General features: G+C 64.9%; 21 protein-coding genes. 5 read left to right on the top strand and 16 right to left on the bottom strand.

The window, feature by feature from the left end; translation table 11 throughout:
- Nucleotides 1–82: 82 nt before the first annotated feature.
- From C662_RS05285 to xsc, 9 genes are all read right to left on the bottom strand, one after another.
- Complete coding sequence (locus C662_RS05285) at nt 83–1081, bottom strand: TRAP transporter substrate-binding protein (RefSeq protein ID WP_002925860.1); 999 nt, start codon at nt 1079–1081, stop codon at nt 83–85.
- A 157-nt stretch (nt 1082–1238) separates the two neighbouring features.
- Nucleotides 1239–2678, bottom strand: a complete 1440-nt coding sequence (locus C662_RS05280; protein ID WP_002925859.1) for an NAD(P)/FAD-dependent oxidoreductase — start codon at nt 2676–2678, stop codon at nt 1239–1241.
- Between the two features lie 36 nt (nt 2679–2714).
- Complete coding sequence (locus C662_RS05275; protein WP_002925858.1) at nt 2715–3101, bottom strand: nuclear transport factor 2 family protein; 387 nt, start codon at nt 3099–3101, stop codon at nt 2715–2717.
- A gap of 158 nt (nt 3102–3259) precedes the next feature.
- Nucleotides 3260–4765: a MocR-like pyridoxine biosynthesis transcription factor PdxR gene (pdxR, locus tag C662_RS05270; RefSeq protein WP_002925857.1), complete on the bottom strand. Its 1506-nt coding sequence runs from the start codon at nt 4763–4765 to the stop codon at nt 3260–3262.
- A 101-nt stretch (nt 4766–4866) separates the two neighbouring features.
- On the bottom strand, nt 4867–5667 hold the full coding sequence (locus C662_RS05265) for a thiazole synthase (protein ID WP_002925856.1): 801 nt from the start codon (nt 5665–5667) through the stop codon (nt 4867–4869).
- 39 nt (nt 5668–5706) lie between these two features.
- The gene (thiS, locus tag C662_RS05260) at nt 5707–5910 is read right to left on the bottom strand and encodes a sulfur carrier protein ThiS (protein WP_002925855.1); all 204 of its coding nucleotides are present in this window, start codon (nt 5908–5910) and stop codon (nt 5707–5709) included.
- A 5-nt stretch (nt 5911–5915) separates the two neighbouring features.
- On the bottom strand, nt 5916–7832 hold the full coding sequence (gene thiC / locus C662_RS05255) for a phosphomethylpyrimidine synthase ThiC (RefSeq protein WP_002925854.1): 1917 nt from the start codon (nt 7830–7832) through the stop codon (nt 5916–5918).
- A 21-nt stretch (nt 7833–7853) separates the two neighbouring features.
- A complete protein-coding gene (locus C662_RS05250; protein ID WP_002925853.1) occupies nt 7854–8894 on the bottom strand; it encodes a YeiH family protein in 1041 nt (346 codons plus the stop codon).
- 103 nt (nt 8895–8997) lie between these two features.
- Entirely contained in the window at nt 8998–10815 is a 1818-nt protein-coding gene (gene xsc / locus C662_RS05245) for a sulfoacetaldehyde acetyltransferase (RefSeq protein WP_002925815.1), read from the bottom strand.
- Nucleotides 10816–11047: 232 nt separating this feature from the next.
- Between xsc and C662_RS05240 the strand changes: the two genes are divergently transcribed.
- Genes C662_RS05240 through C662_RS05225 form a run of 4 tightly spaced genes read left to right on the top strand, consistent with a single transcriptional unit; the run spans nt 11048 to nt 14533 of the window.
- Nucleotides 11048–12028 (top strand): AAA family ATPase, encoded by a 981-nt coding sequence (locus C662_RS05240; protein WP_002925851.1) that lies wholly within the window; start codon nt 11048–11050, stop codon nt 12026–12028.
- Nucleotides 12025–13758: a cobaltochelatase CobT-related protein gene (locus tag C662_RS05235; RefSeq protein WP_232433221.1), complete on the top strand. Its 1734-nt coding sequence runs from the start codon at nt 12025–12027 to the stop codon at nt 13756–13758. The genes C662_RS05240 and C662_RS05235 overlap by 4 nt, the downstream gene beginning before the upstream one ends.
- 51 nt (nt 13759–13809) lie before the next feature.
- The gene (locus C662_RS05230; RefSeq protein WP_002925848.1) at nt 13810–14163 is read left to right on the top strand and encodes a Lin0512 family protein; all 354 of its coding nucleotides are present in this window, start codon (nt 13810–13812) and stop codon (nt 14161–14163) included.
- Nucleotides 14156–14533 carry a Lin0512 family protein gene (locus tag C662_RS05225; RefSeq protein WP_002925847.1) on the top strand — a complete coding sequence of 126 codons (378 nt, stop codon included), beginning with the start codon at nt 14156–14158 and terminating at the stop codon, nt 14531–14533. The genes C662_RS05230 and C662_RS05225 overlap by 8 nt, the downstream gene beginning before the upstream one ends.
- A gap of 16 nt (nt 14534–14549) precedes the next feature.
- Here the strand turns inward: C662_RS05225 and C662_RS05220 are convergent, their stop codons facing one another.
- The 5 genes from C662_RS05220 to C662_RS05200 form a co-directional block, all read right to left on the bottom strand.
- Nucleotides 14550–14930, bottom strand: coding sequence for a hypothetical protein (locus C662_RS05220; RefSeq protein ID WP_002925846.1), 381 nt, complete (start codon nt 14928–14930; stop codon nt 14550–14552).
- Nucleotides 14931–15177: 247 nt separating this feature from the next.
- Nucleotides 15178–16464 carry a TRAP transporter large permease gene (locus tag C662_RS05215; RefSeq protein WP_002925845.1) on the bottom strand — a complete coding sequence of 429 codons (1287 nt, stop codon included), beginning with the start codon at nt 16462–16464 and terminating at the stop codon, nt 15178–15180.
- 9 nt (nt 16465–16473) lie between these two features.
- Complete coding sequence (locus C662_RS05210; RefSeq protein ID WP_002925844.1) at nt 16474–17007, bottom strand: TRAP transporter small permease; 534 nt, start codon at nt 17005–17007, stop codon at nt 16474–16476.
- A 93-nt stretch (nt 17008–17100) separates the two neighbouring features.
- Nucleotides 17101–18327 (bottom strand): TRAP transporter substrate-binding protein, encoded by a 1227-nt coding sequence (locus C662_RS05205; protein ID WP_002925840.1) that lies wholly within the window; start codon nt 18325–18327, stop codon nt 17101–17103.
- A 79-nt stretch (nt 18328–18406) separates the two neighbouring features.
- On the bottom strand, nt 18407–20002 hold the full coding sequence (locus tag C662_RS05200) for a GMC family oxidoreductase (RefSeq protein WP_002925839.1): 1596 nt from the start codon (nt 20000–20002) through the stop codon (nt 18407–18409).
- Between the two features lie 519 nt (nt 20003–20521).
- Here C662_RS05200 and C662_RS19995 point away from each other — a divergent pair.
- Nucleotides 20522–21343 carry an IclR family transcriptional regulator gene (locus tag C662_RS19995; protein ID WP_083485735.1) on the top strand — a complete coding sequence of 274 codons (822 nt, stop codon included), beginning with the start codon at nt 20522–20524 and terminating at the stop codon, nt 21341–21343.
- A 171-nt stretch (nt 21344–21514) separates the two neighbouring features.
- Here C662_RS19995 and C662_RS05185 read toward each other — a convergent pair whose 3' ends face one another.
- Both C662_RS05185 and C662_RS05180 read right to left on the bottom strand, forming a co-directional pair.
- Complete coding sequence (locus tag C662_RS05185) at nt 21515–22267, bottom strand: sulfite exporter TauE/SafE family protein (protein ID WP_002925830.1); 753 nt, start codon at nt 22265–22267, stop codon at nt 21515–21517.
- 106 nt (nt 22268–22373) lie between these two features.
- Nucleotides 22374–24254 (bottom strand): methyl-accepting chemotaxis protein, encoded by a 1881-nt coding sequence (locus C662_RS05180; RefSeq protein ID WP_002925820.1) that lies wholly within the window; start codon nt 24252–24254, stop codon nt 22374–22376.
- Nucleotides 24255–24279 lie beyond the last annotated feature (25 nt).

Raw genomic sequence — 24279 nt, 5'->3', positions numbered from 1 at the left:
CTTCGGGCGCCCCTGTCACGGCCCTTGCGAAAGATTGCGGCGGGGTGCCGCGCAATCGCAAGGGCCGTGGCAGGGGATTACATCAGCGGCCCAGTGCCTTGAGGACGGCGTCGAGCTTGTCCTTGCCGCCGATGCTCTTGTGGAACTTCGGCCACACGGCAGTCGTGGCCTTCTCGATCCACTCCTTCTCGCCGTCGGCAGGATCGACGATCTCCATGCCCTTGGCGGCCAGGTCGGCGCGAATCTGCTCCTCGGTCTCCAACAGGTACTTGAAGCTGTGTTCGGTCGCTTCACGACCCGCTTCAAGGATAGCCTGCTGCACGTCCGGTTTCTGCGCCTGGAAAACCTGCTCGCTCATGATCAGCGGCTCGAGCGAGAAGATGTAGCGGATGTTGGTGATGTACTTCTGGACTTCGTTGAACTTCATCGCCGAGATGGTGATGTAGGGGTTGTCCTGGCCATCCACCACACGTTGCTGCAGGGCGGTGAAGGTCTCGGACCACGACATCGGCGTCGGGTTGATCCCCCAGGACTGATAGGTCGAGATCATGATCTCGTTCTTCGGCACCCGGATCACCAAGCCCTTGAGGTCGGCGAGCGTCGTCACCGGGCGCTTGGAGTTGGTCAGTACGCGAAAGCCCGAATAAGCCCAGCCCACGATGCGTACGCCGGCGTCGCGAATGGTGTTGTCCACCAGCTCCTGGCCCACCGCACCCTGAGTCAGCGTCTTGGCGTCTTCCGCGCTCTGGATGACGTAGGGCAGGGTCAGTACGCCGACGGTCGGCGAGAAGGGCGTTACGTTGTTGATGGCGAGAACGGAGAAGTCCAGCAGCCCCATCGCCGCGTTGTTCACCGTATCCTGCTCGTCGCCGAGCTGGCCGTTGGGGAACAGATCGACCTTGTGCTTGCCGCCGGTCTTGTCGCTGAAACTCTTGGCAAAGCTGGTGGCGAGCTCCCATTGGGTACCGCCGGCAGCATCACCGATCGCCATCTTGAAGGTGGCCGCGATGGCGCCGGGTGCGCTCAGCATCAGGCTGGCGGCGGCGAGCATCGGCATCAGTACGGATTTACGGATCTTCATGGTTGTCTCCTCGATCACTAGGGGTGGTCTTGTAGGTCTGGCTGCTGCGGGTACTGCGGTTTGCTGCATGGTGCACCACCCGTCCGCTGGACGGGGTGTCATTCCGGGGCCTTCGTCCTCCTTGCTTGTTCGATACGATCAAGGCCGTACGCCAGTTTCAGAGCACCTCGTCCTTGAGGTGGTACCAGCGATACAGCCACCATTGGCCAAACCGGCGGAAGGGTGCGAAAGCCTGCGACTCGACCATCTCACGCACATTCGGGAACGGCAGTTTCGAAGTGAAGATCGGCAGATCCAGCGTCCTGCCCTCGCCCGCGATCCACTGCGCCAGGCGGCGCCCGGCCTGGGCCGAGTACATGACCCCGTTGCCGCCGTAGCCCAGCGCGTAGTAGATGGTCTGCGCCGGGTCCGGCTGGTAGATGCGCGGCATCATGTCGTGACTCACATCCACCCAGCCCCACCACGAGTAGTCGATCTGGATGCCTTCCAGCGCGGGAAACTTGCGATGCAGGTCGCGGATCAGGAAGTTCTCGTACTTCTGCTGCGGCGCATCACGCCCGGTGATGGCACTGCGGCTACCGATCTGCACCCGGTTGTCGGGCATCAGCCGGTAGTAGTGGCGCAGTACGCGGGTATCGGTGATGACCTGCGTCGTACGGAAGTTGCAGGCGTCGATCTCCGCTTCGGTCAGTGGCCGCGTTACGATGGAATTCGACAGAATCGGCAGCAGGCGATTCCTGAGCTCGGGGTGCAGGCTGTTCGACGTGTAGCCACCGGTGGCGACGCCCACCGCGCGAGCCCGTACCACGCCACCCGGTGTGCGCAGGTAGTGCACACCGTTGCGCGTCTCCCAACCCTGGACCGGGCTGGCGGGGTGTACCGTCGCCCCCAGAGCACGCGCCTTCTTGAGGTAGCCGAAGGCGAGCTTGCCGGCATGGATGCCGATGCCTTCGGGCTCGTGCATGGCGCCACAGGCTTCCTTGTCGTCGACGTACTCGCGCCTGACCGTCTCCGCGTCCAGGATGCGGGCGTCGTACTTGAAGGTTTCGCGCAGGAGTCGCGCTTCCTTCTCCAGCGTGGGCATGACCTTGTCGCGGTGGGCGATGTAGAGGTGCCCACCGGGCTGCGGGTCGCAGTCGATGTCCTTGATCAGCGCCTTGAAGTTTTCCATGCCGTCGACGCATTCGCGGTGCATCTTGAGCGCGGTCTCCAGGCCCCAGCGCTCGATCCACTGCGAGCGCTTGAGGCGGCCCGAGGCGCACTGCGCCTGTCCGCCGTTGCGCACGCTGCACCCCCAGGCGGTACGGTTGGCTTCGAGCACGGTTGCCTTGATGCCGTACTCCTGGGCCAGGAAGATCGCCGTGGTGAGCCCTGTGAAGCCGGAGCCGATGATGGCCACATCGACGTCGATGTCATGGGTGATCGGGCCATCGTCTTCCGGCGGCTCGCCGGCAGTGCCGATCCAATAGGTGGGCGCGTATTCGCGACCGTGGCCGGGCGTGGCCGATACCAGCGGATCGTAGGCCGGGTCATAAGGCCGCGCCGCGGGCGTTGGCTTGCCGCTGGCGGCCAGCTGCTTGAGGCTTGCTGCATCCATGTCCGGAATCCTCGTCGGTGAAGCCGTGCGGCCGGATCAGGCGCCGACGACCGGCGGACGGTCCTTGCGGTAGGCGTTCTTGACCGCAATCTTGCCGTTGTGGAAGGTGAACACATCGACCATGCGCGCCTCGATGCGCGTGCCGTCGGCCTTCGTGCCCGAGAACGTCGATTCGGTGACGCCGCGGTTGCCCACGACGAAGTGGTCGGGGTCGAGCCAGGCGGCATCGGGGAAGGTCTGCCAGGCAAGCTCGAAGCCCTGGCGCACAGCCTCGCGACCGACAAAGCTGCGGCCGAGAAGATCGGGGCCGGCAACGGCGTGGAAGGAGCAATCCTCGGCCATGAAGCTCATCAAGGCGTCGATGTCGTGGCGGTTCCACGCATCGCTGAAGGCTTGCAGGAAATCGACTGTGGGTTGGGTCATCTGCGTCTCCATGGGTCCCTTTGGCTTGTCATCGCTGTCCGCCCCCGGAGCGGGTCAGCGGCAGCGTCTGAGGTGCACATTAGGGATCGCGGAGGCGGCTGCGTAGGACCAGTTCGGAACAATCGTTTGGGCCAGTCCGCGTGGCCCGCACGCCCTCTTCAGGCTTGTGGGCGCAGCGCGCGCAGAACCTCGCCCAGCACGCGGATACCGGGCTCGATGCGGTCCTTCGAGATCGACGAGAAACCGAGCCGGAAGCAGTTGCGCGGCGGCGGATCAGCGTTGAAGAAGACGCTCCCGGGTTCGATCAGCACCCCTTCGCGCTCGGCTGCGCTCGCCAGTACCGCGGCATCGAGCCAGTCAGGCCCCTCGACCCAACACGCCGAACCGCCGGTGATCGGCTGATGGCGCACCTCGGGCAAATGACGAGACAGCGCAGCGGTCAGGCACTGTGCGCGCTCATGATGTGCTGCGGACAGTCTGCGCAGCAGCGCGTCGTGATGCCCGAGCGAGAGAAAGAGCGCAAAGGCGCGCTGCATGAAGGCGGTCGGATGACGCAAGTTGAGGCGCCGCATGCCGCGCAGTTCGCGGATGAGCTCCGCCGGCCCGACCACGTAACCCAGCCGCAGCCCGGGCGCGAGGCTCTTCGACAAGCTACCGACATAGATCACCCGGTCGTGGCGATCGAGGCTCTTGAGTGCCGGTGCAGGCTCGCCCTCGAAGGGGTTCTCGCTGTCGTAGTCGTCCTCGATGAGGACGAAGTCGGACGCCTCGGCCATGCGCAGCAGCGTCTCGCGCCTGGTCATCGACATCGTGACCTGGGTGGGGCACTGGTAGCTCGGCGTGACATAGACGTAATCGCAGCGCGCCAACGATTCGTTCGGCACCAGCCCCTCACCGTCGACCGCAAGGTCGATGATGTCCGGGCTGCGACTGCTGAAGATGTTGCGGGCGTCGGGATAGCCGGGGTTCTCGATGCCCACCGCCGTTGTGGCACCGACCAGCAGGTCGGCAAGCAGATAGAGCGCCTGCTGGGCACCGACGGTGACGACGATCTCATCGTCCGAGGCCCACACGCCGCGTCGCGGCAGCACGCGGGTACGGATCTGCCGTACGAGCGACTCGTCGTCACGCAGGATCATGTCCTGTGCCCACTCGCTGATCTCGAGCGCGCCGAGCGTCTTCATGCAGCATTCACGCCAGTCCGCGGTCGGAAACAGGCTTGCGTCGAACTGCGCGTAGAGGAACGGGTACGGATAGCGCTGCCAGTCCGAGCGCTTCTCGATGTTGCGCTGCGCCGATGGACGAAAGCGGAAACGCCGCCCCCAGTCGGGCGCATGTGCAGGGGCGGGGGCCGGCGCCGGGCCGGCAGCACGCGCAGCACGCCCCTCGAGCATCTCCGGATTGACGAAATGCCCCTTGCGCTCGCGCGACAGCAGATAGCCTTCGTCGGCAAGCTGCTGGTAAGCGATCACCACCGTGTTGCGCGCGACGCCCAGTTGTGCGGCCAGCTCCCGGCTCGACGGAAGCGGCGCATCGAGCGGAAGCTGGCCATCCAGGATGGCCATCACCAGCATCTCACGGATCTGTGCCTGCAGACTCAGCCCGGCGGACGTGGACCGCTGGAACAGCTGCTGCCACATTGTCCCTGTGGGTTTGACACTCATCGACTCTCGCATTCCCTCACTACGCCCCCGAGCACCGCACTCCTGCACCGTGCAAGGAACGCAAGCGCCGCGAGAGCCCTTCCACGCGACGGCGGCCGACCTCAGGCCGCCCGCGCAACCGGAGCGATCATCCCCTGCATGGGAGACGAGGGCTCCGCTGTGTACAGCTTGCGTGGCATGCGTCCGGCAAGAAAGGCCTCGCGGCCCGCCCGGACGCCCTTCTTCATCGCACTGGCCATCAGCACCGGATTGCGCGCATGGGAGATGGCGGAATTCATCAGCACCGCGTCACAGCCCAGCTCCATGGCGATCGCCGCGTCCGACGCCGTGCCCACGCCCGCATCGACCAGTACCGGAACCCGCGCATTATCGATGATCAGACGCAGGTTCCACGGATTGAGGATACCCATGCCCGAACCGATGATCGAGGCCAGAGGCATCACTGCGGCGCAGCCGATGTCCTCGAGCATGCGCGCCTGAATCGGGTCGTCCGAACAATACACCATGACGTCGAAGCCATCCCGAACCAGCTCCTTCGCCGCCTTCAGCGTCTCGGGCATGTTGGGGTAGAGGTTGGTCGGGTCACCGAGCACCTCGAGCTTCGCCAGGGCGTGGCCATCGAGCAGCTCGCGCGCCAGGCGCAGGGTGCGCACCGCATCGTCGGCCGTGTAGCAGCCGGCCGTATTGGGCAGATACGTGTAACGCGAAGGCGGCAGGTAGTCGAGCAGGCTCGGCTCGCCCACGCTCTGGCCGATGTTGGTGCGACGGATGGCGACCGTGACGATCTCCGCGCCGCTCGCCTCGACGGCCAGGCGCGTCTCGTCAAAGTCCTTGTACTTGCCCGTGCCCACGAGCAGGCGCGAATCATAGGTCTTGCCAGCGATGACCAAAGGGTCGTTCATGAGGGTCTCCCGGTGCAGTCGAAACTGCAGAAATTGCTGTCAGCCGCCGCCGACGGCAGCGATCACCTCGATGCGGTCGCCGTCGTGGAGCAGCACCTCGCCGTGTTCTGCCCGCGGCACGACCGTGCCATTGCGCTCGACGGCAACGCGCTTGCCGGCCAGGCCCATGCGCTCGAGCATGTCGCGAACGGTCAGGCGGTGGTTCAGGATCTCGGTCTTGCCGTTGAAGGTCACATTCATCATTTCAGTCACACCGTACGATAAAGATCGGCACCGCTCTTGACGAACTCGATCGACTTCACCTCCATGCCCTTCTTGAGCGCCTCGGCCTCGTCGATGCCCTGCTGTGCGGCGAAGTCGCGCACGTCCTGGGTGATCTTCATGCTGCAGAAGTGCGGCCCGCACATCGAGCAGAAGTGCGCCACCTTGGCCGAGTCCTTGGGCAGGGTCTCGTCGTGGAATTCCTTGGCCTTGTCCGGGTCGAGGCCGAGGTTGAACTGGTCTTCCCAGCGGAACTCGAAGCGCGCCTTGCTCAAGGCGTTGTCGCGGATCTGCGCGCCCGGGTGGCCCTTGGCCAGGTCGGCGGCGTGCGCGGCCAGCTTGTAGGTGATGATGCCTTCCTTGACGTCCTGCTTGTTGGGCAGGCCCAGGTGCTCCTTGGGCGTCACGTAGCACAGCATGGCGGTGCCGTACCAGCCGATGGTGGCCGCGCCGATGCCGCTGGTGATGTGGTCGTAGCCCGGGGCGATGTCGGTGGTGAGCGGCCCCAGGGTGTAGAAGGGCGCCTCCTTGCACCACTCGAGCTGCAGGTCCATGTTCTCCTTGATCAGGTGCAGCGGCACGTGGCCGGGGCCCTCGATCATGACCTGCACGTCGTGGCGCCAGGCGATGTCGGTGAGCTCGCCCAGGGTCTTGAGTTCGCCCAGCTGGGCCTCGTCGTTGGCGTCGTAGATCGAGCCCGGGCGCAGGCCGTCGCCCAGGCTGAAGGCCACGTCGTAGGCCTTCATGATCTCGCAGATGTCCTCGAAGTGCTCGTAGAGGAAGCTCTCCTTGTGATGCGCCAGGCACCACTTGGCCATGATCGAGCCGCCGCGCGACACGATGCCGGTCATGCGGTTGGCGGTGAGCGGCACGTAGCGCAAGAGCACGCCGGCGTGGATGGTGAAGTAGTCCACGCCCTGCTCGGCCTGCTCGATCAGGGTGTCGCGGAAGATCTCCCAGGTCAGCTCCTCGGCCTTGCCATTGACCTTCTCCAGCGCCTGGTAGATCGGCACGGTGCCGATCGGCACGGGCGAGTTGCGGATGATCCACTCGCGCGTCTCGTGGATGTTCTTGCCGGTGGAGAGATCCATCACCGTGTCGCCGCCCCAGCGGATCGACCAGGTCATCTTGTCGACTTCCTCGGCGATCGACGAGGTGACCGCCGAGTTGCCGATGTTGGCGTTGATCTTGGTGAGGAAGTTGCGGCCGATGATCATCGGCTCGCTCTCGGGGTGGTTGATGTTGTTGGGGATGATGGCGCGCCCGCGCGCCACTTCGTCGCGCACGAACTCGGGGGTGATCACCGGCGGCAGGCTGGCGCCGAAGTTCTGGCCCGGGTGCTGGCGCAGCATCATGTCGGCCATCTTCTGGCCCTTGGGGCCGGTGGCGCGCAGCGAGGCGATGTACTGCTCGCGGTTCAGGTTCTCGCGGATGGCGATGTATTCCATCTCGGGGGTAATGATGCCGCGCCGGGCGTAATGCATCTGGGTGACATTGGCACCCGGCTTGGCGCGGCGCGGGGCGCGGTGCAGGCCGGGAAAGCGCAGCTCGTCGAGCGCCGTGTCGGCGGCGCGGGCGCGGCCGTACTCGGAGGACAGGCCGGGCAGCACTTCGGTGTCGCCGCGCGCCTCGATCCACGGCTGGCGCAGCGCGGGCAGGCCGGAGCGGATGTCGATCTTGGCGGCCGGGTCGGTGTAGGGGCCCGAACAGTCATAGACGAAGATCGGCGGGTTGGGTTCGGCGCCGAAGGAGGCCGGGGTGTCGCTCTGGGTGATCTCGCGCATCGGCACGCGGATGTCCGGGCGCGAACCCTCGACGTAGATCTTGCGCGAGTTGGGCAGCGGGGCGATCGCGGCCGCATCCACATGGGCCGTGGCGGCGATGAATTTCTCGGTGGCGTTCATGGGTTCTCCGTGGAGCGGTGGTCAGGCGGACAGCAGGCGCGTCAGGAACACGATCGCGAGCATGTAGAGGGCGATGAACAGGGTCTCGCTCGACAGCAGCACGATCGGCTTCCAGCCCAGGGCGGCGAGCTTCTCGAACGAGGTCTTGACGCCAAGCGCCGCGATCGAGATCACCAGGCACCAACGCGAAACGTCAGAACTCACTGCGACCACTTCGGCGGGGATCCAGCCGAAGCTGTTGATCACGACCAGGGCAGCGAACGCAACCAGGAAGAAGGGCAACAAGGGGGCTCTCTTCGCGCCGCCACCCGCAGTCCGGGCAGACTCGGCCCGAAAGCTCAGCGCCAGCACCATCACCACGGGCACCAGCATGGCCACGCGGAACATCTTCGCCAGCGTCGCCGCATCGCCGACCGCGGGCGAGATCATGAAGGCGGCACCGACGACCTGCGCCACGTCGTGGATTGAGCCACCCAGGAACATGCCGGCCTCGCCCACCGACAATCCGCCCGCCGAAACCACAAGTGGATAGAGGATCATGGCCGCGGTCGAGAAGGTGGCGACGCCGATCGCCGTAAGCAGGGTGTAGTGCTCGTTCTCCTTGGTCTGCGGCAGCGTGGCCGAGATCGCCATCGCGGCCGAGATGCCGCAGATGCCGGTAGCGCCGCCCGAGATCAAGCCAAGCATCGACGGCAGGCCGAGCACGCGAGCCATGAACATGCCGAAGCCGATGGTGAGCACCGTCGCGCCGGCCAACGCACCGACACCGGCCAAACCGAGATCGGACACATCGCTGATGGCAATGCGTGCGCCGAGCAGGGCAACACCGAGGCGGACAAGCTTCTTGGCCGAGAACTCGATACCCGGAATGCACTTGTCGTTATCGGAGAGGAAGTGGAAGGCGATGCCGATGAGCAACGCATAGAGGAATTTCGGGCCGCCATAGTGCTCGGACACGAAGGCTGCGGTGATCGCGATCACGCCGCACAGCATGAATCCGGGCAGCAGCCGGCGAAGTTCGGTAAACATCGGCACTGAGAGGGGCTTGGTCTGAGCGTTCATGAGCAGGCGATCCGTGTCGCGAGGAAGCCGTCGGGGCCGGGTAAACGCTGCCGCAGCGCGCATGGGCGGCGCTGCGGCAGCAGGCGGAGGAAGCTGCCGTCGCTCAGACGTAGTCCTTGTACTTGTCGAGGAATCGCACCGGCTTGGAGAGCGCGTCACGGCGGAACGGGTCGCCCAGCTCGCGCGTGCACATGATCTCGATGATCGTCGTCTTGCCGTGGTTCATCTGCAGGTCGATCGCCTTCTTCAGCGCCGGCCCCACGTCCTCCAGACGATCGACCGTGATGCCCTCGGCACCCATCGCGCGCGCGATCTCGGCAAAGCTCTGGTTGTCCAGCTCGCCAGCGACGAAGCGGCGGTTGTAGAAGTCCACCTGGTTCTTCTTCTCCGCACCCCACTGACGGTTGTGGAACACCACCGCGGTCACCGGAATGTTGTGGCGCACGCAGGTCATCGTCTCCATCAGGCTCATGCCCCAGGCGCCGTCACCCGCGTACGACACCGCCGGACGGTGCGGCGCGGCCACCTTGGCGCCGATGATGGTCGGGAAGGCGTAGCCGCAGTTGCCAAAGCTCATCGCCGCGAAGAAGCTCCTCGGCTTCTCAAAGCGCAGGTAGCTGTTGGCCACCGAGTTGATGTTGCCGATGTCGGTCGACACCATCACGTCCTCGGGCATCGCCTTCTCGAGCTCGCGCAGCACCTGGCGCGGGTGCAGGTACTCGCCGCCCGAGAACGGCTTCTCCTTGGCGTTCTCTTCGATCATGTCCAGGCTGAACGGGTCGCGCTCGTGCGTCCATTCGTCGAGCTCCTTCTCCCACGCGGCTTTCTCGGCGGCGATCTTCGCCGCGCGCTCGCCCTTGGTGGCGTCGCAGTCGAGCGCACGATTCGCGAGCCGCGCCGTCAGTGCCACCGCCGCCGCCTTGGCATCACCGCAGATGCCCACCGAGATCTTCTTCACCAGCCCGAGCATCTTGTTGTCCGCGTCGATCTGGATGATCTTCGCGTTCTTGGGCCAGTAGTCCATGCCGTGCTGCGGCAGCGTACCGAACGGGCCCAGGCGCGAACCCAGCGCCACCACCACGTCGGCCTGGCTGATCAGCTTCATCGCCGCCTTCGAGCCCTGGTAGCCCAGCGGGCCGCACCACAGCGGGTGGCTCGCCGGGAACGAGTCGTTGTGCAGGTAGCTGTTGACCACCGGCGCGCCCAGGCGCTCGGCCAGCGCCTTGCACTCCTCGATCGCGTCGGCCATCACCACGCCGCCGCCCGAGATGATCACCGGGAACTTGGCCTTGGCCAGCAGCTCGGCCGCTTCATTGAGGCTTTGCTCGCCGCCCGCGCCACGGTCCAGCCGCGCCGGCTTGGGGATCTCGCAGGTGATCTCGCCGTAGAAGTAGTCGCGCGGAATGTTCAGCTGCGTCGGGCCCATCTCGCTCATCGCCCGGTCGAAGCAGCGACCGGTGTACTCGGCCATGCGCGCCGGGTGGGTGACGTGGCCCTGGTACTTGGTGAACTCCTGGAACATCGGCAGCTGCTTGCACTCCTGGAAGCCGCCCAGCCCCATCGTCATCGTGCCCGTCTCGGGGGTGATGATCACCACCGGGCTGTGCGCCCAGTAGGCCGCGCCGATCGCGGTCACGCAGTTGCTGATGCCCGGGCCGTTCTGGCCGATCACCACGCCGTGGCGGCCCGACACCCGCGAGTAGCCGTCGGCCATGTGGCCCGCGCCCTGCTCGTGCACCACCGGGATCAGCCGGATGCCGGCCGGCGCGAAAATGTCCATCGCGTCCATGAAGGCCGAGCCCATGATGCCGAACATGTCGGTGACGCCGTTGGCCACCAGGGTTTCGACGAAGGCTTCGGAGGGGGTCATCTTGGTCGGGCCGCTGGCCACGCTGCGGCCGTCGGGGGTGGGCTGGCTCATGCTGTCTCCTGGGAGTTAGTTGAACGAAATCGGTACCAAACATTCCGATATTCGAGATACGTGAACGCACTCTAGGTCCAACACCCCAAAAGGTCAACATCAAATTCCAAAAAACGGTACGACTTGAATATTTTTTTGAAACATGACTAATATGCCGCACCGGAACGAATCGTGTATCCGGCGCCACGGAAGCAAGGCCTGCTCCGTGCATGAAGAGACCGAGGAGACAGCAGTGACGGAAACAGTCCTGACCCAGCCCGACCACATGGTGTCGGTGCGCGAAGTGTTCGGAATCGACACCGACCTGAAGGTGCCGGCGTTCGCCGAACGCGACGACCATGTGCCCGACGTCGACACCGCCTATCGCTTCAACCCCGACGTCACGCTGGCAATCCTCGCCGGCTTCAGCCGCAACCGCCGGGTGATGGTGCAGGGCCTGCACGGCACCGGCAAATCCACCCATATCGAACAGGTGGCGGCGCGCCTGAACTGGCCTTGCGTACGGGTGAATCTGGACGGCCACATCAGCCGCCTCGACCTCGTCGGCAAGGACGCCATTGTCGTGCGCGATGGCCTGCAAGTAACCGAGTTCCAGGAAGGCATCGTCCCCTGGGCGCTGCAGCGCCCGGTCGCGCTGATCTTCGACGAGTACGACGCCGGCCGCCCCGACGTGATGTTCGTGATCCAGCGCATTCTCGAGCGCGACGGCAAGTTCACCCTGCTCGACCAGAACCGCGTGATCCACCCCCACCCCTGGTTCCGCCTGTTCGCCACATCGAACACCGTTGGCCTGGGCAACCTGTCGGGCCTGTACCACGGCACCCAGGTGCTGAACCATGCCCAGATGGACCGCTGGAACATCGTCGCCACGCTCAACTACCTGCCGCGCGAGGAAGAGGTCGCGATCGTGCTCGCGCGCGTGCCGGGCAAGAACTACGACAAGGGCCGCCAGCTGATCGCCTCGATGGTCGCGGTGGCCGAGCTCACCCGCAAGGGCTTCGCCGCCGGTGACCTCTCGACCCTGATGTCGCCGCGCACCGTCATCACCTGGGCCGAGAACTGCGAGATCTTCCGCAATCCGGCGCTCGCCTTCCGCCTGTCCTTCCTCAACAAATGCGATGAGGTCGAGCGCCCGATCGTCGCCGAGTACTACCAGCGCTGCTTCGGCGAGGAGCTGGACGAATCCTGGACGCGTACGTCGGAAGCGCAATGATGGCGACGGCGCAGCAGAACGCGAAGCGGCAGCAGAAGGTCGAGGAGCTGTGCGCCGCCACCCTGCGCGCCCTCACTGGTGACGCCGCGCTGCACTACCGCGGCCGGCGCCTGCACCGCGGATCGCGGCCGCTGCCGATGCATGCGCCGCACCTGCGCATCGACCCCGACCACGACGACTTCGCCGACTGTCGCGCCGCCGCCGACGGCATGGCGCTGCGCCTGCTGCATTCGGACGCCCAACTGCACCGCAGCCTGTGCCCCGCCGACCCGATCGAGCGCCTGCTGTTCGAACTGCTCGAGCAACTGCGCGTGGAAACCCTCGCCCCGGCCGACATGCCGGGCATGGCCACCAACCTGCACCACCGCTTCGAGAACTGGTCGCGCGCCTTCTACCGCTCCGGCCTCACCGAGGGACGGCTCGGCATCCTGCTGTACACCGTGGCGCAGATCTGCTGGTCGCGGCTCACCACGAAGCCGGTGCTGGAGGAAACCGAGGAGTACATCGAGAGCACCCGCTTCTCGCTCGTCTCCCAGCTCGGCAGCGCGCTCGCCGGCATCCGCCGCAATCGCCACGACCAACGCCGCTTCGCCCCCCATGCGCTCGAGATCGCGCGCATCGTGGCCGAGACGATCCATGCCGAGACCGCCGCCTCGGCGGGCGACGAGGAGGCCGAGGCGAAGGACGAAGAGATCCGGCGCGGCTTCGTCCTGCTGCTCGACTTCGACCGCGACGAAGGCGACGACGACGGCATCGCCGCGGCCCTCACCGGCCACAGCAAGGCCTTCGAGGACGCAGAACAGGCCTACCGCGTATTCACCACCCGCTACGATACCGAGGTGCAGGCCGGGACGCTGGTGCGTAAGGCCCTGCTGCGCGAGTACCGCGAGCGCCTGGACAAACGCATCGCCGCCCAGGGCATCAACCTGCCGCGACTGGCGCGCCTGTTCGCCGCCATCCTCGCCGAGCCGCAGCGCGACGGCTGGTTGTTCGGTGAGGAAGAAGGCCATATCGACGGCCGCCGCCTGAGCCAGCTCGTGAGCTCACCGACCGAGCGCCGCCTGTTCCGCCAGGAGCAGTACAAGCCGGCGGCCGACTGCGTGGTGAGTTTCCTGCTCGATTGCTCGGGCTCGATGAAGGCGCACATCGAGCCGGTCGCGATGATGGTCGACATCATGATCCGCGCGCTCGAGATGGTGGGCGTACGCACCGAACTGCTCGGCTTCACCACCGGCGCCTGGAACGGCGGCCGCGCCCACCGCGAATGGCTCGCCCGCGGCCGCCCGCTCCGCCCGGGACGCCTGAACGAGGTCTGCCACATGGTGTTCAAGGACGCCGATCGCAGCTGGCGGCGGGCGCGCACCGACATCGCCGCGCTGTTCAAGGCCGACCTGTTCCGCGAAGGCATCGACGGCGAGGCGGTGGACTGGGCGTGCAACCGCATGCTGGCGCGCGGCGAGGCAAGGCGCATCCTGGTCGTGATCTCCGACGGCAGCCCCGCAGACGGCGCAACCGGACTGGCAAACGACCCTTTCTACCTCGACAACCACCTCAAGGACGTGGTCGCGCGCCGCGAGCAGCAGGGCGCAGTGGAGATCCTCGGCCTCGGCGTCGGTCTCGACCTCAGCCCCTTCTACCGCCGTTGTCTGGCCACCGACATGAGCAAGGCGCTCGACAACGAGCTGTTCTTTGACATTGTCCAACTCATCAGCGGCCGCCATCGGCGCTGACGGTTCGCCACGGCGCAAGGACATCAACCACTTACGATCGGAGCATTCGACATGGCCAAGACACGAATGGTCACGCAGTTCGGTCTGGGGACCTCTATCCGCAGTCAGGACTACACACAGGCCGCGGCACGCGCGATCCGCGACGCGCTATGGCACAACTCGCTCAACGTGGCGACCGCGTTCGATTTCCCGCGCGAGGCGATGCTGATCGACGTCGAGATCGGCGTACAGAAACCCGAGGCGGTCGACAGCACCGCCTTGCTCGACATCTTCCCCTACGGCCAACCCACTATCCGCGTCGTACGCGGCGGCCTCGACGTCTGCAAGCCGGACGGCAGCGATCCTACCGTGATCGCCAACGCCGCCATCGTGGTGTCCTTCGACATGGAGCGCAATCATGACTGAGAAACGCATCATCCTCGAAATGGGGACCGGCAACGACCTGTACGGCGGCGACTACACCAAGGCCGCCTGCCGTGCAGTGCAGGACGCCCTGCACCATTCATCCATCGTGCTGTTCAAGTCGCTCGGCTACGACCACCGCGACATGCGCGTGCAGGTGACGATCGGCGTGCAGCAGCCCGACAAGGTCGATGCCGCAGTGGTCGCCGCCACGCTGCCACGCGGGCGCGCCGAGGTGAAGGTGGTGTTCGGCGGACTGGACGTCCACGACCCGGTGCAGGAGACCACGCATGTGATCGCCACCGCAGCCGTCGCCGCGCTGCTGCCGATCGAGCCGGGCGCCTGGCGCCTGAGCGCGCCTGCGCAGGCCTGAACGCCGCCGTCCGGCTTCAGGCACCCGCGCGCATCGGCACGCCGGCCGCCGTCCGACCGCAGTTGCCCGCTGGCTGACGTGAGCGTACTACCGGAGCCTCGGCCGCTGCGAGCAGGGCCCGGTCCGCTTCGTCGAGATGGAGACCCCGGGCTTCGAGCTGGCCGAGCGTGTCGTCGAGCTCCCAGGGCGCGGCGAGCAGGCGCTTGCGACCATTGCGGAACTGCACATGGAGCCAGTAGGCATCCGTTTCCGGCGAATGCCGCAGGTAGAGACGCGCGACCTCTTCCGGCGAGGACAGCGCCGTCTCCAGCGCGCCCTCTTTCTTGGTACGTCCCCTGAAATAGGAGATCGCCAGAAAGGCGGCCAGGGCCACGAAACCGGTCAGCAACTCGAGCATGGATGACTCCCCCCAATGGACGACATGCAAGGAGAGCCCGCAGCCGAACGGCTCGGGATGGTCTCCCTGATCAAGATCATGTGTGGGGAGAATAAAACGAATGGAGTTCTGAAGCACCCCTATCTATAAAACCAATTGCTATAAGCAACCTGACCGCCTTCCACACGCCGCAGGATGACGAACCGGTCGCCGACCGCGCAAGCAGTCGGCGACCGGCCATGTGCGCCTGACGAAGCCTGGGACCCGCTCAACCAGGCTGCGGGATCAGGCCGAGCGACAGCCAGGGCACGAAGGCGATGATGAGCCAGGAGATGGTGAGGCCCATCATGTACATCAGCGCGAAGCGCACGAGCTTCGAATACGGGATACCCGTGACGCCGCTGGCCACGAAGAGGTTGAGGCCGAAAGGCGGCGTGATGAACCCGATCGCGGCACCTACCAGAAAGATCACCGAGAAATGCACCGGATCAACGCCCGCCGCGATCGCGATCGGCGCAAGGATGGGGGCGAAGATCACCGTCACAGGCAGGCTCTCGAGAATCGTACCGGCGGCAAGCACGATACCCATGCACACCAGCAGCACGACTACGTCACCACTTCCGAACCAGGCGATGAAGGACTGCACCGTCTCGGCGGCGCCGAGCAGGGCGAAGACCTGCTGCATCACGATGGAAATGGCAATCATCGGCGCCAGCATGCCGGTAAGCTGGCCGGAGCGCAGCAGGATGTCGGGCAAGGCCCGCCACCTGATTTCGCGGGTGACGATCAGGCCGGCGATCAGGCAGAAGCCCACGGTAATCGCCGCCGCCTCGGTGGGCGAGAAGATGCCCGAGTAGATCCCGAAAATGACGATGAAGATGGCGAAGAACCCCAAATAGGCACTGCCCGCCGATCGCACTACGCGCCCCACATCGAGCGGCGAGATGGAGCCCCAGCCATGCTTTCGGCACATCCACCAGCACACCGCCTGCATCGCGATCACCATCAGCATGCCCGGCAGGATGCCGGCAACGAACAGATCGGAGATCGACAGGTTCATCAGGAAGCCATACACGATGAAGATGATCGACGGTGGAATGATGATCCCGACCGTGCCACCGGCCGCGGCCGTGGCAGCGGCGAAGCGGCTGTCGTAGCCATCCTTCACCAGCAGCGGCTGCATGATGCCGCCGATGGTCGCGGTGGTCGCCGAGTTGGAACCCGAGATGGCCGCGAACAGCCCGCAGGAGCCGATCGTGGCCAGGCCGAGGCCGCCGCGCATCCAGCTCAGGCAGGCGTGGGCGAACTCGGCCAGGCGCTTGGCAATGCCCGCCGCGGCGATGAGGTCACCGGTGAGAATGAATAAGGGCAGCGAAAGCAGCCCGAAGAAGTTCAGCCCCTCGAATAGCGTCACACCGATGTTGGCAAGCGTGAAGTCGATGACCAGCGACGCGCCGGTGACCCACATGCCGATGACGAGGAAGATGGGCACGCCGAGCAGGAACAGCACGACGACGCCCAGTGAAACCAGAGTGATGAGAGTCGAATTGTCCATGATGCCTCCTCAGTCTCCACCAATTGCCTGGATGTCGACCAGGAAGGGTTCGCGGCGGCGGTAACGGCCAATGTCTTCGACCAGGTTCTGCAGGGCGCGGAACATCAGCAGGCACCAGCCGACCGGGGTGGCCAGGTAGAACCACCACTGCATGACGTTGTCGGTGCCTTGCACGATGGCGAAGTTGTCATAGGCGAGTTGCGTCTGCTCGATGGTGAACCAGGCCACCATGGTGCCGAAGCCGACCCACAGGATTGCGTCAAGCCACATGCAGGCGAACTGGGCTCCGTAGGGCATGCGCAGGCGGAGGTCGTTGAACACCAGATGAGTGCGCTTGCGTACGTTGTAGGCGCAGCCAATCCAAGTTACCCACAGGAACAGGTAAATCGGAATGGAGGAACTCCAGGGGACCTGAGTACTGAAAACATAGCGCTCGAACACCGCGTAAACGATGATCAGGGCCATGCTGGAATAGGCGATCAGGATCAGGGTGCGTTCGGCGTTGCGGTCTAGCCACCGAACGAGTGCCAGAAGATAGGCCATTGGGGGAACTCCGAAATGAGGGAGGCGCCCTGCGCTGACCAAGCTGACGAGCCGGCGCAAGGCGTGCGGCAGGTCGGGGCTACCAACCAGCCATCAAGCGGACTGCCACCAGCGTTGCGGTTTCACGTCAGCCACAGGGGTATCTTTCGGGATTTCGCGCGCAACCATGAAGATCTCCTTGTAAACATCGTGCCCCCCGGACATCTTGTTGAGGCGCTCCCGCCACTCTGCCCAGGGCTCGGGTCGGTACTCGGGCGAGCACATCTTCTCGGCCTTGAGAACCTCGGCATCGGAGAGCGTGGCCACGCGCACGCCGTTCTTTGCGAAAACGGTATCCGGCCCCGGGTCTACGACCGCACCGACCACTTCAACGAGCGCACGCTCCTGCTCGCGCTGGGTATATTGCTGTGCGTCGTAGGCCACCTCCATCACGATGTCCTGGATGGCAGGGGGCAGCTTCTCAAAGGTCGCGTTGTTCATCGCGGTGTGCTCAGTACCGCAGAAGAACTTCAGGTCCACCGCCTGCGCGAGCACAGGCGCCATGTTGGCGTAGGCCGCCGCCCCCATCCATGTCTCGGCGCCGTCGATGAGGCCCTGCTTTAGGCCGTCGAGCGTCTCTTCCCAGGCGATCGGCACCGGGTTCAGATTCATGAGCTGCATGGCGATGCGGCCGAGCTGGGTGCCGGTAACGCGGTTCTTGGTGCCAGCCAGTTCCTCGATGGTGGTCACTGTCGGGCGGTTGGCGAACTTCTTGCCGAGCATCAGGCCACGCAGTTCGCAGTGGGTGTACAGGAACTGGATGTTGTGGCGCTTGCGCATCGGCTCACGGAAGAGCTTTTCGCTCTTCGGGTGATAGAAGAAGTAGTGCTGGGCCGCGCGCGAGGGGAACATGTAGGCAAAGTCGAGCACGTTGTAGTACGGCGCCGAGCCAGCCGAATTCTGGGTACTGGCCGAGAAGATGTCGACGATGCCCTGCTGGGCCTTCTTCACGCAGTCGAGCTGGTTGCAGATCTGGTTGCTGCCGATGAACTCGATCTTCAGCGCGCCGTTGGTGCGTCTCTCCAACTCCTGGGCAAACCACAGCTGACCCGACTCCTGGATCTTCAGGTTGCTTTCGTTGAAGCCTGATGCACCGAACTTCAGCGTCATCAGCGGCGTCGAGGCATTGCGCGCGTCGGCGGTCTGCGAGGCAGCGCGGGCGAGCCCCTCGAAGGTCAGCGGGCCGACCATGCCTGCGGCCGCAAGTGCGGTGGAGGTCAGCCCGTAGCGGCCGGCAATGCGCAGAAAGCCGCGACGATCCAGCTTGGTCTCTTTGCTCATGGTGTGTCTCCTCTTTGATGGGTGGGCTCGACGGCCCTGTGTGGAATCGCTTCTGCGTTGAGTGGACGCCGTCGCCGCGTCAGATGCGGTCGGCGAGCATCATGTCGGCGGCCTTCTCTCCGATCATGATGACAGGGGCATTGGTATTACCCGAGACGAGCTCGGGCATGATCGAGGCATCTGCCACACGTAGGCCGACCAAGCCACGCACCCTGAGTCGAGCGTCCACGACCGCATCCTCGTCCGAGCCCATTTTGCAGGTGCCGGCCGGGTGGTAGATCGACTGGCTGTAGCGGCGAGCGGCGTCGAGCAACTCGGCGTCGCTCTGGTACTTCGCGCCCGGCACGAACTCGGAGATGATGTGCGGCTTGAGCGCGGGCGCCTCGGCGATGCGGCGTGCGACCTTGACGCCACCGATCACCACCGCATGGTCGCGCTCGTCACCCAGGTAGTTGGCATGGATCGCGGGATAGGCGAGCGGGTCGGCCGAACGGATCTCGATACGGCCACGACTCCACGGCCGCAGCTGACACACCGAGGACGTGAAGGCCGAGAAGGGATGTGCGCCCTCCCCCGGCTTGTCGGCAGACAACGGCTGCATGTGGAACTGGATGTCGGGGCGCTCGACCTCGGGCGAGGAGCGCGTGAAGATGGCCACCTGACTGGCCGCCAGGGTCAGTGGTCCGGTACGCGAGAACATGTATTGCAGTCCGATCCAGAGCTTATGGATCGGACTGTTCACCTCGTCGTTCAGCGTACGCTCGCGGGTCTTGAAGACCAGCCTCACCTGCAGGTGGTCCTGCAGGTTGCGGCCGACGCCAGGCAGGGCGTGGAGCACCTGCACCCCCGCTCGCCGCAGAACCTCGACCGGACCAACGCCCGAGTTCTGCAGGATCTGGGGCGAGCCGATGGCGCCCGCGGCCAGCACGATCTCGCAGCGCACCCGGGCGATGCAGCGTTCTCCGCCCTGAAGATACTCCACGCCGACCGCGCGCTTGCCCTCGAAGAGGATGCGCAAGATCTGGGCGTGAGTCTCGACGCGCAGATTGGAGCGCCCCATGGCGGGCCGCAGGAAGCCCTTCGCGGTACTCCAGCGGAAACCCTTGTGCGCGGTCTGCTGAAAGTAGCCTACGCCTTCCTGACTCGCGCCGTTGTAGTCGTCGTTATAGGGAATGCCGATCTCCTGCGCAGCCTTGATGAAGTGGTCGGCGATCGGCCTGCGCAGGCGCAGATCCGAGACTTTCAGCGGTCCGCCCACGCCGTGATACTCGCTCGCGCCACGCTCCTGGTCTTCGGACCTCTTGAAGTACGGAAGCACCTCGTCGAAGCTCCAGCCCTCGTTGCCCAGCGCTGCCCAGCGGTCATAGTCCTCCCGCTGGCCGCGTACGTAGAGCAGGCCGTTGAGCGAGCTCGAACCGCCCAGCACCTTGCCACGCGGCCACTGGATCTCGCGGCCGGCAACCTTCTCGTCAGGCTCGGTCCGGTAGCACCAATCCAGCTTCGGATTGTGCAGAGTCTTGAAGTAGCCAACCGGGATGTGGATCCAGGGGTTGCTATCGCGGCCGCCAGCCTCAAGCAAGAGCACCTGGTTACGCTCGTCGGCGCTCAGGCGATTGGCCAGCACGCAACCGGCCGAGCCTGCCCCGACGACGATGTAATCAGCTTCAATGGACATCTAGAAGGTCTCCTGACTGCACCGTTAGGAATACGATGCTGATGTTCTGAGTAACGCCTCACGCCTTGTTTATGAAACGCAGCGTTTCAATAAAGTGCATACGCACTATTAATGAGGCCATACGCAAAACAAACACAAATCGAGCATTCCGATCCGAACTGAAACGCAACGGCGCAAAAGTGAACCAAAAAGGCGTCAAGAAACGCGTTACGGACCTCGGAGACCCTTCGACGTAGCTTGTGCACATCGACGCTATTGGCGAGATGAAAGTGACTGGCGCGCGGAAGCAACGCCTTTCCGTAGACGCGTCTCCGAAGGCCAAGAGCACCTCACGACAGCTTGCCGGGACCTTCTCGCTTCCGAGGCCTCCATCCAAGTCCTGTCTCGTTGCACCGCAGGCAAGCCTTAAATGAAACACAGCGTTTCAAAAGATCGATACATTTCGTACCATTGCATCAAGAGTCACAGAGAAACAGAAGCCCGACACGGATGACGGAAGTGACACGCGAATCAGGACACATGGGCAGAGGGCCCCACGCACCGAATGCGGACGACGCGGTAGTCGTGCATGACGAAGGCAGCGAAGACGTTCGCCGCCTTCGTCCGCTCACTGTCCTCGAACACCTCACGGAATCTACCCAGCCGCTCACGCTGGCTCAGCTCGCAAGCCTCATGAGTGTGCCCAAGAGCACCCTCATGAGACTGCTTCGCGCAATGGAAGACCAAGGCTACGTGCTTCATCTACCCGCGGAGCGAGGCTTTGTCGCCGGAACGCGCGCCACTACGCTGGCACTACGCACGCTTCGCGGCTCGAACATGCGTCGAGAGTGCCGCGCCGTACTTCGCGCGCTCGTCGACAAGCTTGGGGAGTCCTGTAACCTCACTGTTCCTGATGCAGGCCGAGTGCTCTACGTCGAGCGCGTTGAGACCACCGAGCCGCTACGCATGCACTTGCAGCCGGGCACCTTCGTGCCGATGCACTGCACCGCAAGTGGCAAGCTCTTCCTTTCATCCATGTCCCTGCTCGAACGTCGCCGCCTGCTTGCCAACCTCACCCTGACACGCCACTCCCCCCGCACTCTGGTGGATATGGAAGCGCTCGAGGTGGAACTCGCGCGCAATGCCAAACTCGGCCTCGGAATTGACAATGAAGAGTTCGTCCGCGGCATGATCGCCGTCGCAGTCCCGGTGCTTGGCGAGGGCAGCAAGGCGGTGGCGGCGATTGCCTGCCACGCGCCGACTGCGCGCGTCTCGCTCGACGACCTGATGGCCAAGGTGCCAAGCATGCGCATTGCAGCGGACGCGATGCGAACCATCCTCTTCCCAACGCCGAGCGCGTGAAGCTACAACGCAGATTAAGAGCAGCTGGCCGAGCACGAGGCCCCAGAAACCGGGCGGCATGCCAAAAATCGAGCATGCTCCGGCATCTGACTAGCCAGGTGCTCACGTATTCCGCAGTCACGAAAAGCAGAGTGCATGCAGCTTGCGGCCTGATCGGTGCCGCAGAAACAGCTAACGATACAGCGTATTGAAGACCAGTCCGGAGCCGATCAGGATCAGCACCCCAAACGCGATGCGGCGCATCGTGACTTGAGCGAAGGGCGGCGGATAGCGCCGTCCTGCGATCGTCGCCAGCGCTACCAGCGGAACGGTGAAGCCGATCAACGCCCACACCGCCGGCGTAAACGTTCCCTGCGTACCGGCGAATATGGTCCGCGTGCCGGCGGTGAAGGCGAAGGTCAGCAGCAGCATGTTGCGCACGGTCGCCAGATCGAAAGGCTGGCGGTAGAAGTGAAAGATCACGGGGGGGCCGGCCATGCCGAACAGGCCGCCGAAAAGACCGGAGAAGAAGCCGCTGACGAAGAAGCTCAGGTTGGAGGATCGTTTGACGAGCGGCGCCGGGCGCAGCATGAATACGACACCGCTGTAGATGATGGTGAGCCCAAGCAGGAGTTGCAGCAGGTTGGCCGCGGTGGCGCTCATGTACTCGAGCAGCAGGACACCCGCCAGGGTCGACGGCAGCACGCCGACCAGCACGTAGCGTGCCGCCGGCCAGTCGATGTGGTGCAGCTTGCCGGGCAGCGCCACCGCACTGTTCATCAGCGTGACCAGGCTGATGATGGCGGCCACCAGCGAGATCGGCGCCAGGCCAAAGCCGCTGCTGACACCGATGACGATCATGCCCAGGCCGAAGCCGGTCACGGTCTGGAAGTAGGTCCCGACGGCGATCACCGCCAGCAGGGCCACCGCAGTCTCGATGCTCATCGGACTCTCCTCATGGATTCATGATCGTCCTCACCTTGAGACGTCGTCACGCTCCCTGAGCTGCGTACCAGCACATGCACAGGCAGGATCGTGCGCCGACTCATGTTCAGACCTTGAATTGACCGAGCAAGGCATCCTGGTCATGCACCCGCGCGGCCATGACCTTGCAGTGGTCGAGCTGCCGCTCGGCCACCTCGGTCACTTCGCGTCCGATGTCGCGGATCACGCCGGTGTTGCGGTCGATCTCGGACGCGCTCGCGCTCTGCTGCTGAGCAAGTTCGGCAATGCGCAGGTTCATCGTGCTGATGAGGGTGATTGCCTCGCGCACACGGGCAAGGATGCCATTTGCAGTCTCGGCCTCGACGGCAGTCCGCGCGGCAGTTTCGCTGCTCTGGAGCATACGGCTTTCGGCTTGCTGGACGCCGGTGCGCAGCTCCTCGATGATGCCGCGGATATCACGCGTCGACTCCTGCGTGAGGGCTGCGAGGTTACGGACCTCATCGGCGACGACGGCGAAGCCACGGCCGGCCTCACCCGCCCGCGCCGCCTCGATCGCCGCATTGAGGGCGAGCAGATTGGTCTGGTCGGCAATACCGGTGATCTTGGCGAGGATCGATTCGACGCTCTGGCTCAAGCGCACCAGCGCGTTGACAGAGTGGCTGGTGGCATCCATTTCCTCGGCGAGCTGGCGGATGGCCGCAGTCGAGCTGGATACCACGCGCACGCCTTCCCCGGTCTCGTCATGGGCAGCAACCGCGGCCTGCGCAGCCTCGTGAGCGTGGACGGCGACGTTCTGCGCCGCAGCGCTCATCTCGTGCATTGCACCGACCAGCCGCTCGAGCTCTTCCATCTGCCGGCGCAGGCGCTCGGCGGCATGACCGGCCTCGCCCGATGTCCTGGCGCTCGCCTCACCAAGCTGGTGGGCGCTGTCCTTGACGTTGCGGATCAGGGCCTGCAGGTGGGCGACGAAACCATTGAATGCGCGCGAGACGTGCGCAATCTCGTCCCGTCCCTTCTCGCCGAGACGACGCGTCAGGTCTCCCTCTCCTCGGTTGACCTCGTCCAGCGCGTGGCGCAGACGCGCGAGCGGATCGAGCAGCCGGCCCATCAGCACGGCGAGCACGAGCAGGCTCACCAGCACACCTGCTAGGGTGCCGGCAACCGCGCGCTGGCTCAGTGCGTCGGCCTCGGCCATCAGCACGGCCTCGTCGAGTACGATGCCGACGTACCAATCCATGCCGGTCAGTCCCGCAAGCGGCGTAAACGAGACCAGCAGGCGTCGGCCGCCAGCCTGTGTCTCCGTGAGCCCCTTGTCGAGCGGAGGCTGTGCGCCATCGAAGAGTTCGCCATAGGGCTTGCCGTTGAGTGCCGCATCGGGGTGGGAGATGATGCGGCCGGTACGCGTCATCAGGAAAGCGTGACCGGCGCCGTTGAAGTCGAGGGTGTTGATCGCCTCGGCGATCGTCTGCAGGCTCAGGTCGCCACCGAAGGCTCCCATGAAACGGCCGCGGTCACTGAGTCGTGCCACCGCCGAGATCAGGATCTCGCCGCTTGCCGCGTCCGCATAGGGTTCGGTGAGCACGGCGCGTTCGGCGCGCTCGGCCAGCGCGTACCATGGCCGCTTGCGCGCGTCCCAGCCGGGCGGGTCCCAGCTCGGCGTATTGGTGATGCGGGCACCATCGCTGTCGAGCCCGCCGAAGATCAACAGGAACTGCTCGCGCAGTAGCGGCCGGTCGAACACACGCTGAATGTGGATGGCACTGAAGTCGGCATCGATGCTCTGCGCCGCCATGTCGATGAGCTGGAGCTTGGCGTTGAGCCAATGTTCGATCTGGCGTGCAAGGCCTGCGCCGGCCTCGCCGATGCTGGCCTCGGCCTGTGCACGCAGGCTGGCACGCACCTGTGCGACCTGCACGAACGACAGCATGCTCAGGGTGACGAACAGCACGAGCGCGCTGGCGATACCCACCTTGTACGATACCTTCATCGCGTTTCCTCCCTGCCCTCAGCCG

Origin of the sequence: Thauera sp. 28 (assembly GCF_000310145.2) — a bacterium.
In the GTDB taxonomy this organism is placed as follows: domain Bacteria; phylum Pseudomonadota; class Gammaproteobacteria; order Burkholderiales; family Rhodocyclaceae; genus Thauera; species Thauera mechernichensis.
This window is presented reverse-complemented; position numbering and strand designations above follow the sequence as displayed.